Here is a 14,011-nt window from a genome sequence, read left to right as displayed (position 1 = left end):
TAGAGCACTGTTTCGGCTAGGGGGCCATCCCGGCTTACCAAACCGATGCAAACTCCGAATACCAGCAAGTTTGACCACGGGAGACAGACGGCGGGTGCTAACGTCCGTCGTCGAGAGGGAAACAACCCAGACCGCCAGCTAAGGTCCCTAAATCATGGCTCAGTGGGAAACGATGTGGGAAGGCCCAGACAGCCAGGAGGTTGGCTTAGAAGCAGCCACCCTTTAAAGAAAGCGTAATAGCTCACTGGTCGAGTCGGCCTGCGCGGAAGATGTAACGGGGCTCAAGCCATGTACCGAAGCTGCGGATGCGTGTAAACGCATGGTAGGGGAGCGTTCTGTAAGTCTGCGAAGGTGTGCTGTCAGGCATGCTGGAGATATCAGAAGTGCGAATGCTGACATGAGTAACGACAAAGGGAGTGAGAGTCTCCCTCGCCGAAAGCCCAAGGTTTCCTGCGCAACGTTCATCGGCGCAGGGTGAGTCGGCCCCTAAGGCGAGGCCGAAAGGCGTAGTCGATGGGAAGCAGGTTAATATTCCTGCACCAGCTGTAACTGCGATGGGATGACGGAGAAGGCTAGGTCAGCCGGCCGATGGTAGTGCCGGTCCAAGCGAGTAGGGAGTGTCCTTAGGCAAATCCGGGGACACAATCCTGAGACGTGATGACGAGTTCCCACGGGAACGAAGTGATTGATGCCAAGCTTCCAGGAAAAGTCTCTAAGCTTCAGGTTACAGATGACCGTACCCCAAACCGACACAGGTGGGCAGGGTGAGAATCCCAAGGCGCTTGAGAGAACCCTGGTGAAGGAACTAGGCAAAATGGTACCGTAACTTCGGGAGAAGGTACGCCCTTGGTAGGTGAAGCGACTTGCTCGTGGAGCCGAAGAGGGTTGCAGTGACCAGGCCGCTGCGACTGTTTATTAAAAACACAGCACTCTGCAAACTCGTAAGAGGACGTATAGGGTGTGACGCCTGCCCGGTGCCGGAAGGTTAAGTGATGGGGTTATCTTCGGAGAAGCTCTTGATCGAAGCCCCGGTAAACGGCGGCCGTAACTATAACGGTCCTAAGGTAGCGAAATTCCTTGTCGGGTAAGTTCCGACCTGCACGAATGGCGTAACGATGGCGGCACTGTCTCCACCAGGGACTCAGTGAAATTGAAATCTCGGTCAAGATGCCGAGTACCCGCGGCTAGACGGAAAGACCCCGTGAACCTTTACTATAGCTTTGCACTGGACTTTGAACCTACTTGTGTAGGATAGGTGGGAGGCTTTGAAACAGTGGCGCCAGCTGCTGTGGAGCCAACCTTGAAATACCACCCTGGTATGTTCGGAGTTCTAACCTCGGTCCGTGATCCGGATCAGGGACAGTGCATGGTGGGTAGTTTGACTGGGGCGGTCTCCTCCCAAAGCGTAACGGAGGAGCACGAAGGTACCCTCAGCGCGGTCGGAAATCGCGCAATGAGTGCAAAGGCATAAGGGTGCTTGACTGCGAGACAGACACGTCGAGCAGGTACGAAAGTAGGTCTTAGTGATCCGGTGGTTCTGTATGGAAGGGCCATCGCTCAACGGATAAAAGGTACTCCGGGGATAACAGGCTGATACCGCCCAAGAGTTCATATCGACGGCGGTGTTTGGCACCTCGATGTCGGCTCATCACATCCTGGGGCTGAAGTCGGTCCCAAGGGTATGGCTGTTCGCCATTTAAAGTGGTACGCGAGCTGGGTTTAGAACGTCGTGAGACAGTTCGGTCCCTATCTGCCGTGGGCGTTGGAGACTTGAGGGAAGCTGCTCCTAGTACGAGAGGACCGGAGTGGACGTACCCCTGGTGTTCCGGTTGTCACGCCAGTGGCATTGCCGGGTAGCTATGTACGGACGGGATAACCGCTGAAAGCATCTAAGCGGGAAGCCCCTCCCAAGATGAGGTCTCCCTGGGCACTTGATGCCCCTGAAGGTCCGTCGAAGACCACGACGTTGATAGGCAGGATGTGGAAGCGCGGTAACGTGTGAAGCTAACCTGTACTAATTGACCGTGCGGCTTGACCATATAACACCCAAGTGCGTTGTACGGGCCTCGGCTCACGCAACTGCCGACAACGATCTGAACCGAATTGGTCCTGTCCGAGATGATCGGGCAAGACAAAGCAGTTTTCCTGGCGGCCATAGAGTCCTGGAACCACCTGATCCCATCCCGAACTCAGAAGTGAAACAGGACCTCGCCGATGATAGTGTGGGGCCTCCCCATGCGAAAGTAGGTCACTGCCAGGACCTTATCCCAAAACCCCCGAGCACCCTGTGCTTGGGGGTTTTACTTTGTGCGCCGAAAAAAGCCGTCAGCCGTCAGCCGTCAGCCGTCAGCCGTCAGCCGTCAGCCGGAAAGATTGAACCGCAAAGACCCAAAGAACGCCAAGGGGAGTCGGGGATGTGCGGCTGACGCCGCAGCGCGTGCGAGTGCATGATCTGCGCTCGGTTCCTGTCCCGGCAGCTGAAAGCCGCCAGCGGTCAGTAGGATTGAACCGCAAAGATACCGTCTTTCCCGTCAAGCCGCGGAAGCGTAATCGGGCTGGTAGGGGCGACGGTTCTTGAACACGCCGAAGCAGATGTGGGCGAGTTTCCGCATGGCGGCGCCGAGGGCGACCATCTTGGGCTTGCCGCGCGCCAGGAGGCGTTCGTAGAGGTCCTTGACGTGTGGGTTGTAGCGAATGGCGGTGACGGCGGCCATGTAGAGGGTGGCGCGGGCATGGGCAGGCCCGGCCTTGGAGAGTCTGGCGCGCCCCTGCACGGAGGTGCCCGACTGTCGCTCGACGGGCACGAGCCCGAGGTAGGCGGCGAACTGTTGGGCCGAGGTGAAGGGACGGCTTTGCAGCAGCGCCACGAAGCGCTGAGCGACCTTGAGGCCGACGGCGGGGATCGAGGTGAGGAGGTCGACGTCCTCGCGTAGCTGAGGATGGCCGTCGAGGTGGTCGTCGATCTGTTGCTGGAGCTTGGCGAGGGCTTCTTCGAGGAAGGCGATACTCTCGCGCACCGAGTCGCGCACCAGCGCCGGGGTGTGGGTCGCCTCGACCTTCTCCAGGCGGTTGCGCTCGCGGCGCAGGTCCTCGATGAGGGCGCGCTGACGGGCCAGCAGCGCCCGCAGGGCGCGCACCTCGGGCGAGGGCGGCGTCCAGGGCGCGGGCTTGAGGAGCGCGCCGAAGCGCGCCAGCACCTTGGCATCGACCGCGTCGGTCTTGGTGCGCACCGCCAGACCGCGAGCGAAGTCCCGGGCCTGGGCCGGGTTGACGATCGAGACCGTCAGGCCACGCCCGTGGAGCAGCTCGGCGGCCGTCTCGTGGTAAGGGCCGGTGGCCTCCAGCACCGCATGGACCGCCTCCGGCCTCGCCCCCTGACGCCCCAGCCAGTCGATCAGCGCCTCCACCCCCGTGGCGGTATTGGGCACCGTCTTGGTCTTGAGCTTGACCCGCTCCTGCTCGCTCAGCTCCAGCGCGGTGTGCAGCTTCGCCTTCGAGACATCGATTCCGAGAGACATCATCGTCGTCCACTCCTTGATCCTGGGCCAGTCCTCATACCCACTCGCCTTGTCCATGCAGGGTTCGCCCCTTGGATACCGTTCAGTGTCGAGACTGGCATGAGAAGAGAGATCGAGGGCTTGGTCTTAGCGACAAGGTCCAGGCCTTCAGGCGCAATCGAGCTGCCTCAATCTCGCGTGGTGGGAGCTAACCACCACGGGGTGGCAAGATACAAGGCTCAAAGGACGCGAAGGAGTATCGCGAATGTGCGGCTGACGCCGCGGCGCGCGCGAGTGCATCGCCGGCGTTCGGTTCTTGTCCCGGCGCGCCGTTCCTCAGCAGACGTTGACGCGAGTGTTGGGTTGCCACAAAACGGTAGCCCTACCGACGGCGCTGCACGAGGTAAACCGACTTCGTTAAGGGTATCAATACCGTCTGACTGACGGCTGATCGCTGGCGACTGAAGTCTGTTAGACCGTCATCTACACTCACAATCCTTTGTGTGCTTGGCGCCTTTGCGGTTCACCATCTGGCTGGAGGCTGGAGGCTGGAGGCTGGAGGCTGGAGGCTGGAGGCTGGAGGCTGGAGGCTGGAGGCTGGAGGCTGGAGGCTGGAGCCCCCGCCGCGCCGGATGACGACGGCGGGGTGAGCGTGGGCGGGGATCAGCGCTTGAGCTGGCTGAGATCACGCACGGCGCCGTAGGCAGCGCTGGTGGTCAGGGCGGCATAGGCCTGCAGGGCCTTGGAGACCTTGCGCTCGCGCTCGCCCGGCTGCCAGGCGGCCTCGCCTCGGGCTTCCATCGCTTGACGACGTGTGGCCAGGGTCTGCTCGTCGACGGCGAGGTGGATCCTGCGGCCGGGGATGTCGATCTCGATCTGGTCGCCTTCCTCGACCAGCCCGATCAGACCGCCCTCTGCGGCCTCCGGCGAGACGTGACCGATCGATAATCCTGAGGTGCCGCCGGAGAAGCGTCCGTCGGTGATCAGCGCGCACTGCTTGCCGAGCCCCTTGGACTTGAGATAGCTGGTGGGATAGAGCATCTCCTGCATCCCCGGTCCGCCCTTGGGACCCTCGTAGCGGATCAACACCACATCGCCGGCCTGGATCCGGTCGCCGAGGATGGCCGCGACCGCGGCGTCCTGACTCTCGAAGATCCGCGCCGGGCCGGTGAAGCGGAGGATCGAGGCGTCGACCCCCGCGGTCTTGACGATACAGCCGGCCTCGGCAAGGTTGCCGAAGAGCACTGCCAGTCCGCCGTCCTGGCTGTAGGCGTGCTCACGCTCACGGATGCAGCCGTTGGTGCGGTCGAGATCGAGCTCGGGCCACTGCTGGTCCTGACTGAAGGCCTGCTGACTCGGCACGCCGCCGGGCGCGGCGCGATACAGGCGCTCGGCCTCGGGGGCGGCATTGCGCTTGAGGTCCCAACGCTCCAGCGCCTCGCCCAGGCTGGGGCTGTGCACGGTGGCGACCTCGCGGTGGAGCAGTCCGGCACGGTCGAGTTCGCCGAGGATCCCCATGATGCCGCCGGCGCGATGCACGTCCTCCATGTGATAGCGCTGGGTCGCCGGCGCGACCTTGCACAGGTTCGGCACCTTGCGGCTGAGCCGGTCGATGTCGGCCATGGTGAAGTCGACCTCGCCCTCGTGCGCGGTCGCCAGCAGATGCAGCACGGTGTTGGTCGAACCGCCCATGGCGATGTCGAGACTCATCGCGTTCTCGAAGGCGCGGCGGTCGGCGATCGCGCGCGGCAGCACGCTGGCGTCGTCCTGCTCATAGTGGCGCCGGGCCAGCTCGACGATCAACCGCCCGGCCTCCAGGAACAAGCCCTTGCGTGCGGCGTGGGTGGCGAGCAGCGAACCGTTGCCCGGCAGGCTCAGGCCCAGCGCCTCGGTGAGACAGTTCATCGAGTTGGCGGTGAACATCCCCGAGCAGGAGCCGCAGGTGGGACAGGCCGAGCGCTCGATCTGGGCGACCGCCTCGTCGCTCTCCTCGGGATTGGCCGCGGCGACCATGGCATCGACCAGGTCGAGTCGCAGCTCGTCGCCGTCGCGCAGCACCTTGCCCGCCTCCATCGGCCCGCCCGAGACGAACACCGTGGGGATGTTGAGGCGCATCGCAGCCATCAGCATCCCGGGGGTGATCTTGTCGCAGTTGGAGATACAGACCATGGCGTCGGCGCAGTGGGCGTTGACCATGTACTCGACCGAGTCGGCGATGATGTCGCGTGAGGGCAGCGAGTAGAGCATGCCGTCATGCCCCATGGCGATGCCGTCGTCGATGGCGATGGTATTGAATTCCTTGGCCACGCCGCCGTTGGCCTCGATCTCGCGGGCGACCAGCTGACCGAGGTCCTTCAGGTGCACGTGTCCGGGGACGAACTGGGTGAAGGAGTTGACGACCGCGATGATCGGCTTCTCGAAGTCGCCATCCTTCATGCCGGTGGCACGCCACAGCGCGCGCGCGCCGGCCATGTTGCGGCCCTGGGTCGAGGTTCTGGAACGGTATTGGGGCATAGTGGGACAGACCTGAAGGGTTGAACTTGACACGCTTCGATTATACGCCCCTCATCAGCCACGGCTGAGGCGCGGGCGCATTGGCCGCGGCGAGCACGGTCGGGGTGGCGTGAGTGGCCAGCATGGCAGGGGACGTGTGCCCGGGCGCGCGTTGGCGTCCGGGTCGGAGGGGAGGTCGCGCGATCACCGCCAGGGCGCTCGCGCGTATCGCCTTACAGCGAGGCCCAGGAACTCCGCCGCCGTCGCCAGCGCAGGTGCGGCAGCAGCAACCCGAGGAAGACGCCGCCGGTGACCACGCCCGCGCCGATCAGGAACCAGCGCTGGTGAGTCTGGTTCTTGAGATCGCGGTTCTCCTGCTGCAGGTCGGCGCGCTCGCGGGTGAGTTCGCTGACCTGGATGCGCAGCCGATCGCGGTCTTCGGTGATCTCGAGGATGTTGGCCGAGGCGTGACGGACGGTCGCCAGCTCCTGCTCCAGGCGCTGTTTCTCCTGACGCAGTGCCGCATTGTCGGCGCTCACCTGCTCGTGCTCGGTCTGCAGCTTGCTCAGCTGGGCGGCGAGGGCATCGGGCTTCTGTTGCAGCTCGGCGAGCTTGGCCTCGAGCGTGGCCACGCGCTCACGCGCCGCCGGCTCGTCCTGCAGCTCGTGCTCCAGCACGTAGCCGGTGGTGCCGTCCTCGGTGCGCACGCGGGCATAGTTGGTGGCCCGGTTGACGCTCAGCACCTCGAGCGGGGTGCCGCTCGGCAGCATGCGGATGATGCGATAGCGGGTGCTCTCGCCGGTGCGCAGGGTGATCTCGAGCTCGTCGGTCACATAGCGGGTCTCGGCCTGGGCGATGGCGGCTTGACCGAGCAGCGTGGCCAGGAGCGTAAGGGATAGGAGCGCGATGCGTATCACGAGGCGTCCTCGACTCGGCTGGGGTTGATCTGCTGTACGCCGGGCGCCTGCCCGACATCTTCGATGGCTGGCGATCGCGCCCGACGGGGGCGGTGTTCGACCGACAGCACGGGTTGGCTTCAGGCCGTGGGCCCGAGCAGGAATTCGAGCAGTGCCTTCTGGGCGTGGAGCCGGTTCTCGGCCTCGTCCCAGACCACCGATTGCGGGCCATCGATCACCGAGGCCGAGACCTCCTCGCCACGGTGCGCCGGCAGGCAGTGCATGAAGAGCGCGTCCTTGGCCGCCCGCGCCATGATCGCGTCATCGACCTGGAAGGGGGCGAACAACGCCTGACGGTGCGCCTGCTCGTCCTCCTGGCCCATGCTCGCCCAGACATCGGTGGCGATCAGGTCGGCACCCTCGGCGGCCTTGGCCGGGTCGTGGACGATGGTGCAACGGTCGCTGGCGGCGGCGTAGATGGCACCGTCCGGGGCATAGCCCTCGGGGCAGGCGATGCGCAGCTCGAAGTCGAACAGCCGTGCGGCGTTGATGAAGGAGTGGCACATGTTGTTGCCGTCACCGATCCAGGCGACGCGCTTGCCACGGATGTCGCCGCGATGCTCGACGAAGGTCTGGATGTCGGCGAGCAGCTGGCAGGGGTGGAAGCGGTCGGTGAGGGCGTTGATCACCGGCACCGAGGAGTACTCGGCGAAGCGCTCCACCGTCTCCTGATCGAAGGTGCGGATCATCACCGCATCGACCATGCGCGAGAGTACCCGCGCACTGTCCTCGATCGGCTCGCCGCGCCCGAGCTGGGTGTCGCGTGGGGAGAGGAAGAGGGCATGCCCACCGAGCTGGAACATCCCGGTCTCGAACGAGACTCGGGTGCGCGTCGAGGACTTCTCGAAGATCATCCCCAGCGCCTTGCCGGCCAGGGTTCGATGCTCCTCTCCGGCCCGCTGCATGCGCTTGAGTTCGATGGCACGGGCGATCAGCGCCCGGGCCTCATCGCTGCTCAGGTCCAGCAGCGAGCGAAGGTGTCTGCAGTGCGGGGTATGACCGGCATCCATGGTTTCAGCTCTCCAGCGCCGTGGCGCTCAATCGGTTTCCAGGAAACGCTGGACGAGCCCCGTCAGCGTTTCGAGCAGTTGTTCGGCCTCGGCCTGCTGCAGGATCAGCGGCGGCAGCAGACGGATGACGCGTTCGGCGGTGACATTGATCAGCAACCCGGCCTCGAGCGCCTGGCCGACCAGTGCGCCGCAGGGGCGATCGAGTTCGATGCCGATCATCAGTCCGCGACCGCGCACCTCGACCACCCCCGGGGTCCCGGCGAAGGCCTCGCGCAGGGCGCCCATCAGCCACTCACCGATCTCGCCGGCGTGGCTGCAGAGGTCCTCGTCGCGCAGCGTCTCGAGCACCGCGCGCGCTGCGCGCGCGGCCAGGGGATTGCCGCCGAAGGTCGAGCCGTGGCTGCCGGGGCCGAAGGTGTCGGCGGCCTCGCCGCGCGCCAGACAGGCACCGATCGGCACGCCGTTGGCCAGCCCCTTGGCGAGGGTGACGACATCGGGCTGGACACCGTCGTGCTGGTGCGCCAGCAGGTGTCCGGTCCGGCCCATGCCGGTCTGGATCTCGTCGTGGATCAGCAGCCAGCCCTCGCGATCGCAGATTGCGCGCAGCCGGGCGTTGTAGTCTGCGGCGGGGACATTGATGCCGCCCTCGCCCTGGATCGGCTCGACCAGGATGGCGACGATATTGGAGCGGTTGGCCGCCGCCGTCTCGATCGCCCCGATGTCGTTATAGGGGACACGCAGGAAGCCCTGGACCAGTGGCTCGAAGCCGGCCTGTACCTTGCGGTTGCCGGTCGCCGAGAGGGTCGCCAAGGTGCGACCGTGGAAGCTGCCCTCGGTGACCAGGATCGCCGGGTTGTCGATGCCCTTGCGATGGGCGTGCAGCCGGGCAAGCTTGATCGCCGCCTCGTTGGCCTCGGCACCGGAGTTGCCGAAGAACACCCGGTCCATCCCGGTCTGCTCGATGAGCAGATCGCCGAGGCGCTGCTGCTCGAGGACACCATAGAGGTTGGAGGTGTGGACCAGGGTTGCGGCTTGGTCGCAGAGCGCGTCGCGCACCGCCGGGTGGGCATGGCCGAGCCCGCAGACGGCGATCCCCGCGAGCGCGTCCAGGTATCGCCTGCCCTCGGTATCCCACAGCCAGACACCTTCGCCGCGGGCGAAGGTGACGGGCAGACGGTTGTAGGTGGCCATCAAGGAATCGCTCATTGCGGCAGGGCCCCGCTCGGTCTCCGGTGAAAAAACGAAAAGAGGCGGTTCCTCGGTGCGGAAACCGCCTCCAAACAAAGGCGAAGTGAGTGAATATAACGCGAATGCAGTGGTGGTTACAAGGAAACCACTCGGTGCGCGTGGGAGATGTGAAATCTTTGCAAGCCCATGAATCCTATCTGGAAAACGTGGGTGCTTGAGGTCGGTGCGCGCCCGGCGACGCCGGGCGCGGGGCGATCAGGCCGAATAGTTGGCCGCGACGAAGTCCCAGTTGACCTTTTCCCACAGGGCCGCCAGATACTTCGGACGGGCGTTGCGGTAGTCGATGTAGTAGGCGTGCTCCCAGACGTCGACGGTCAGCAGCGGCGTCTTGCCCTCGGTCATCGGGTTGGCGGCGTTGGAGGTGTTGACGATCTCCAGCGCACCCTCGGCGTTCTTCACCAGCCAGGTCCAGCCGGAGCCGAAGTTGCCCGCGGCCGACTGTTCGAACTGCTGCTTGAAGGCATCGAAGGAGCCGAAGGTCGACTCGATCGCGCTGGCCAGGGCGCCTGCCGGTTCGCCACCGCCGTTGGGCGAGAGACAGTGCCAGTAGAAGGTGTGGTTCCACACCTGGGCGGCATTGTTGAAGACGCCGCCCTGGGCGCTGTTGATGATCTCCTCGAGCGATGCCGACTCGAATTCGGTGCCGGCGATCAGGTCGTTGAGCTTGGTGACGTAGGTCTGGTGATGCTTGCCGTAGTGGTAGTCGATGGTCTCGGCCGAGATCACCGGCTCGAGCGCGTCCTTGGCATAGGGCAAGGGTGGGAGTTCGTGTGCCATTGGGGTTCCCCTCCTGTATGGGTGCGGCTTGTCGATAGATGCGTGGGCCGTCACGGGGCATGAACCCCGTGACCGAATCCTGCGTGTCTCGGTCGCGGCTGGCGGGCCCGACCCGGACTTGGCTTCGCCTTGCGGCCCAAACTGAGGTCGGGTGGGCGCTTTTGCAACGGTCGGCGTCGCTGTGTGACCATCGCTGTGGATGGCCCGGGGGCGCGCTGCGCCCGCATTCCGGGCGCCCCGACTGTGAACCGAAAAGAACACGATGGAGTGAGCACGGATGTGCGGAATCTGCGGTGAGTTGCGCCTCGACGGCGCCCCGGCCGACCTCGGCGCGATCGAGACGATGATGGCGCGCCTGACCCGGCGTGGTCCCGATCATGGGGGCAGCTACAGCGACGGTGCCCTGGCCCTCGGGCATCGCCGTCTCTCCATCATCGACCTTTCGGTGCGCGCCAATCAACCCATGGTCGATGCCGAGCTGGGCCTCGCGCTGGTGTTCAACGGCACCATCTACAATCATCGCGAACTGCGCGCCGAGCTTGTCGGGCGCGGCTACCGCTTCTTCTCCGAGGGCGACGGCGAGGTCATCCTCAAGGCCTGGCACGCCTGGGGCGAGGGCTGCTTCGAGCGCCTCCACGGCATGTTCGCCTTCGGTCTGTGGGATGCGCGCGAGCGGGCGCTGATCCTCGCGCGCGACCGCTTCGGCATCAAGCCGCTGTATTGGTCGGAACAGACCGGGCGGGTGCGTTTCGCCTCCAACTCCCAGGCGCTGTTGGCCGCCGGTGGGGTCGATACCGCGGTCGATGCGGTGGCGCTCCATCATCTCTTCACCCTGCACGCGGTGGTGCCGGCGCCGCGCACCATCCTGCGCGGGGTGCGCAAGATCGAGCCGGGCCACTGGCTGCGTCTCGAGGCCGATGGCCGACGCAGCGGCGGGGCCTACTGGCAGCTGGAGGCGACGCGTCCGGCGCAGCCGCGCGACGAGGGCGAGTGGCTGGAGGCGATCCATGCCGAGCTGCGCCGCGCGGTGCGGGTGCGCAGCGAGGTCGCCGACGTGCCGGTCGGGGTGCTGCTCTCCGGCGGGCTCGACTCCAGCCTGCTGGTGGCGCTGCTCGCCGAGACCGGGGTGAGCGATCTGCGCACCTTCTCGGTCGGTTTCGAGGACACCCCGGAGGAGTCGGGCAGCGAGTTCTTCTACTCCGATCAGGTCGCCGCCCATTACGCCACCCGTCATCAGCGCTTTCAGGTGCCCAACGACCAGGTGCTCGAGCGCCTGCCCGAGGCGATCGACGCCATGGCCGAGCCGATGTTCGGCCAGGACGCAGTGGCCTTCTATCTGCTCGCCGAGCAGGTCTCGCGCGAGATCAAGGTGGTGCAGTCGGGGCAGGGCGCCGATGAGGTCTTCGGCGGCTACTTCTGGTATCCGCGGATGCAGGCCGAGGGCGCGGGCAGCCGGCTCGAACGCTTCGCCAAGCACTATTTCGACCGCGATCACGCGGAGTATCTGCGGCTGGTCGCGGCCGCCCACGGCGGCGCCGATCACACCGCCGAGCTGATCGGTCCGGCGCTCACCGCGCCTGGGGCCGACACCTTCATGGACGCGGTGCTGCGTCTCGATGTGACCACCCTGATCGTCGATGACCCGGTCAAGCGGGTCGACAACATGACCATGGCCTGGGGGCTGGAGGCGCGGGTACCCTTCCTCGATCATCGGCTCGTCGAGCTGGCCGCGCGCTGCCCGCCCGAACTGAAGCTGCGCGAGGGTGGCAAGTACCCGCTCAAGGCGCTGGCGCGCGGGCTGCTGCCGGCAGCGGTGATCGATCGCCCCAAGGGCTATTTCCCGATGCCGGCGCTCAAGTACGTGCGCGGCCCCTTCCTCGCCTTCATGCGTGAGTTGCTCGACTCACGCGCCTGTCGCGAGCGCGGGCTCTACAGGCGCGACTACATCGAGCAGCTGCTCGCCGCTCCCGACATGCACCACACCCGCATCCAGGGCAACAAGCTGTGGCATCTCGCGGCGCTCGAGCTGTGGCTGCAGCGCAATGTCGATGGCGCCGACGCCGGTTGAAATCGGCCCGGCCGGCCCGATCCTCGTGCCAGCGATGACAGGATCAAATCCGGTGCGAGGTGAGCGATGGACGTGTTGGAGCGTATTGGCGAGCAGGTCAAGAACAACCCGGTGGTGATCTACATGAAGGGCACGCCGCAGTTCCCGCAGTGCGGGTTCTCGATGCGTGCGGCGCAGGCACTCCAGGAATGCGGCGTGCCCTTCGCCTATGTCAACGTGTTGCAGGACCCGGAGATCTTCGAGCACCTGCCGCGCTATGCCGACTGGCCGACCTTCCCCCAGCTCTATATCGACGGCGAGTTGGTCGGTGGCTGCGACATCACCCTCGAACTGCATGCCGGGGGTGAACTCAAGCCGATGATGGAGCAGGCGGCGGCGCGCGCCGAGGGCGGCGCCGACTAGCGTTGTCCGAGCCCTTACTCGGGGGCGGGCAGTCGCTCGCCGCTCTCCCAGAAGCGCAGTGGATCGAACTCGTTCCAGCGGTTGATGATGGTGCAGAACAGTCGCGCGGTCTGCTCGGCGTCGTAGAGCGCCGAGTGCGCGTCGCTGTTGCTCCAGCCGAGCCCGGCGGCGCGTGCGGCGTTGGCGAGTACGGTCTGGCCGAACATCAGCCCGCTCAGGCTGACGGTGTCGAAGACGCTGAAGGCATGGAAGGGGTTGCGCTTGAACTCGGTACGATCGACCGCCGCCTTGATGAAGCCGAGGTCGAAGTGGGCGTTGTGCCCGACCAGGATGGCGCGGGTGCAACCGGTGTTCTTCACCGCCTTGCGGACCGGGGAGAGGATGCGGTTGAGCGCCTCGTGCTCGGGCACGGCTTCGCGCAGCGGATGGTCCGGGTCGATGCCGTTGAAGGCGAGCGCCCTGGGGTCGAGTTCGGCGCCGACGAAGGGCAGCACATGGCAATGGACCGCGGGCGCGGGTTCGAGCCGGCCATCGGGCGCCATGCGGATGACCACCGCGGCGATCTCGAGCAGGGCGTGGCGCTGGGCGTCGAAGCCCGCGGTCTCGACGTCGACGACGACCGGCAGGAAGCCGCGAAAGCGCTGTGCGATGCCGTCTGGAATCTGTTCTTCACCGTTCATCGCGACAGCATAAGTGGTTTGGTCGGCAACGCCAATCCTGTTGCCCATGCCGGCCCCGTCAGGGGGCTGCGCTGTGGTAGGATCGCGACTCGTTGCGTTGAATCAGGTGAAGGACGTCGAGATGGACACACGCGGGTTCAAGTGGCTGGGAATCTTCGGAGCGGCACTGCTGCTGGCCGGTTGCGCCTCCGGCGCGGCGCGCGTGAGCGATCCACGCGACCCGCTCGAGCCTTACAACCGGGCCGTCTATCGCTTCAACAGCGATTTCGACAAGGCCTTCATCCAACCCGCCGCGCGCGCCTATCGCAAGGTCACGCCGGAGCCGGTCGATCGCGGCGTGACCAACTTCTTCGCCAACGTCGCCGACATGACCTCGGCGGTCAACAACGTGCTGCAGTTCAAGATGTCGCGCGCCGGCAGCGATGTCGGCCGGGTGTTCATCAACTCCACCGTGGGTATCCTCGGGGTGTTCGACGTTGCCACCAACGTCGGGCTGCCGAGCTACAAGGAGGACTTCGGTCAGACGCTCGGTTACTGGGGGCTCGAGTCCGGCGCCTACTTCATGTTGCCGATCGTCGGTCCGAGCAGCATCCGCGACACCTTCGGCTTCGCCGGTGACGTGGCGCTCGACCCCTTCTTCAACCTCGAGAAGAATCAGGTCTATTGGGGGGCGATCGCGTTGCGCGCGATCGATCAGCGTGCCGACCTGCTCGATGCCAGCGATATCCTCGAGGAGGCCGCGCTCGATCCCTACAGCTTCCTGCGCGAGACCTATCTGCAGCGTCGCGAGAGCCTGGTCCACGACGGCAACCCGCCGAGTGGTGCAGGCGGTGACGACGTCTGGGACGAGATCGACTTCGACAGTCCCGCCGAGATCTGA

Annotated in this window: 10 protein-coding genes and 2 rRNA genes (1 of these 12 cut by a window edge); 5 read left to right on the top strand and 7 right to left on the bottom strand. The window is 65.3% G+C overall.

Going from position 1 to position 14,011, the window contains the following annotated elements; all coding sequences use genetic code 11:
- Positions 1-2,039 (top strand): 23S ribosomal RNA (locus ACAM26_RS01565) (it extends 849 nt beyond the left edge of the window).
- A 105-nt stretch (positions 2,040-2,144) separates the two neighbouring features.
- A 5S ribosomal RNA gene (rrf, locus tag ACAM26_RS01560) occupies positions 2,145-2,260 on the top strand.
- Positions 2,261-2,531: 271 nt separating this feature from the next.
- Here the strand turns inward: rrf and ACAM26_RS01555 are convergent.
- From ACAM26_RS01555 to ACAM26_RS01530, 6 genes are all read right to left on the bottom strand, one after another.
- Entirely contained in the window at positions 2,532-3,521 is a 990-nt protein-coding gene (locus ACAM26_RS01555) for an IS110 family transposase (protein WP_369613000.1), read from the bottom strand.
- Positions 3,522-4,160: 639 nt separating this feature from the next.
- The gene (ilvD, locus tag ACAM26_RS01550) at positions 4,161-6,011 is read right to left on the bottom strand and encodes a dihydroxy-acid dehydratase (protein ID WP_123141180.1); all 1,851 of its coding nucleotides are present in this window, start codon (positions 6,009-6,011) and stop codon (positions 4,161-4,163) included.
- A gap of 212 nt (positions 6,012-6,223) precedes the next feature.
- Positions 6,224-6,907 (bottom strand): TIGR04211 family SH3 domain-containing protein, encoded by a 684-nt coding sequence (locus ACAM26_RS01545; RefSeq protein ID WP_123143055.1) that lies wholly within the window; start codon positions 6,905-6,907, stop codon positions 6,224-6,226.
- 119 nt (positions 6,908-7,026) lie between these two features.
- On the bottom strand, positions 7,027-7,956 hold the full coding sequence (gene argF / locus ACAM26_RS01540) for an ornithine carbamoyltransferase (RefSeq protein ID WP_369612999.1): 930 nt from the start codon (positions 7,954-7,956) through the stop codon (positions 7,027-7,029).
- Positions 7,957-7,983: 27 nt separating this feature from the next.
- Complete coding sequence (locus tag ACAM26_RS01535; RefSeq protein WP_369612998.1) at positions 7,984-9,162, bottom strand: aspartate aminotransferase family protein; 1,179 nt, start codon at positions 9,160-9,162, stop codon at positions 7,984-7,986.
- Between the two features lie 237 nt (positions 9,163-9,399).
- Positions 9,400-9,981, bottom strand: a complete 582-nt coding sequence (locus tag ACAM26_RS01530) for a superoxide dismutase (protein ID WP_123141176.1) — start codon at positions 9,979-9,981, stop codon at positions 9,400-9,402.
- A gap of 277 nt (positions 9,982-10,258) precedes the next feature.
- On the opposite strand from ACAM26_RS01530, the gene ACAM26_RS01525 reads away from it, so the two are divergent.
- Together ACAM26_RS01525 and grxD are read left to right on the top strand one after the other, a co-directional pair.
- Positions 10,259-12,049, top strand: coding sequence for an N-acetylglutaminylglutamine amidotransferase (locus ACAM26_RS01525; RefSeq protein ID WP_132228517.1), 1,791 nt, complete (start codon positions 10,259-10,261; stop codon positions 12,047-12,049).
- 66 nt (positions 12,050-12,115) lie between these two features.
- On the top strand, positions 12,116-12,451 hold the full coding sequence (gene grxD, locus ACAM26_RS01520; protein WP_005224048.1) for a Grx4 family monothiol glutaredoxin: 336 nt from the start codon (positions 12,116-12,118) through the stop codon (positions 12,449-12,451).
- Positions 12,452-12,465: 14 nt separating this feature from the next.
- On the opposite strand, the gene rnt is transcribed toward grxD, so the two are convergent.
- Positions 12,466-13,131 (bottom strand): ribonuclease T, encoded by a 666-nt coding sequence (gene rnt, locus ACAM26_RS01515; RefSeq protein WP_123141174.1) that lies wholly within the window; start codon positions 13,129-13,131, stop codon positions 12,466-12,468.
- A gap of 121 nt (positions 13,132-13,252) precedes the next feature.
- Between rnt and ACAM26_RS01510 the strand changes: the two genes are divergently transcribed.
- Complete coding sequence (locus ACAM26_RS01510) at positions 13,253-14,011, top strand: VacJ family lipoprotein (RefSeq protein ID WP_123141184.1); 759 nt, start codon at positions 13,253-13,255, stop codon at positions 14,009-14,011.

It is taken from the genome of Marichromatium sp. PS1, from assembly GCF_041155115.1.
Classification (GTDB): domain Bacteria; phylum Pseudomonadota; class Gammaproteobacteria; order Chromatiales; family Chromatiaceae; genus Marichromatium; species Marichromatium gracile.
This window is presented reverse-complemented; position numbering and strand designations above follow the sequence as displayed.

Excerpts from the sequence above, each read along its gene's own strand:
- ACAM26_RS01555 (WP_369613000.1), bottom strand. The coding sequence starts at position 3,521 with ATGATGTCTCTCGGAATCGATGTCTCGAAGGCGAAGCTGCACACCGCG.
- ilvD (WP_123141180.1), bottom strand. The coding sequence starts at position 6,011 with ATGCCCCAATACCGTTCCAGAACCTCGACCCAGGGCCGCAACATGGCC.
- argF (WP_369612999.1), bottom strand. The coding sequence starts at position 7,956 with ATGGATGCCGGTCATACCCCGCACTGCAGACACCTTCGCTCGCTGCTG.
- ACAM26_RS01535 (WP_369612998.1), bottom strand. The coding sequence starts at position 9,162 with ATGAGCGATTCCTTGATGGCCACCTACAACCGTCTGCCCGTCACCTTC.
- ACAM26_RS01530 (WP_123141176.1), bottom strand. The coding sequence starts at position 9,981 with ATGGCACACGAACTCCCACCCTTGCCCTATGCCAAGGACGCGCTCGAG.
- ACAM26_RS01525 (WP_132228517.1), top strand. The coding sequence starts at position 10,259 with ATGTGCGGAATCTGCGGTGAGTTGCGCCTCGACGGCGCCCCGGCCGAC.
- grxD (WP_005224048.1), top strand. The coding sequence starts at position 12,116 with ATGGACGTGTTGGAGCGTATTGGCGAGCAGGTCAAGAACAACCCGGTG.
- rnt (WP_123141174.1), bottom strand. The coding sequence starts at position 13,131 with ATGAACGGTGAAGAACAGATTCCAGACGGCATCGCACAGCGCTTTCGC.
- ACAM26_RS01510 (WP_123141184.1), top strand. The coding sequence starts at position 13,253 with ATGGACACACGCGGGTTCAAGTGGCTGGGAATCTTCGGAGCGGCACTG.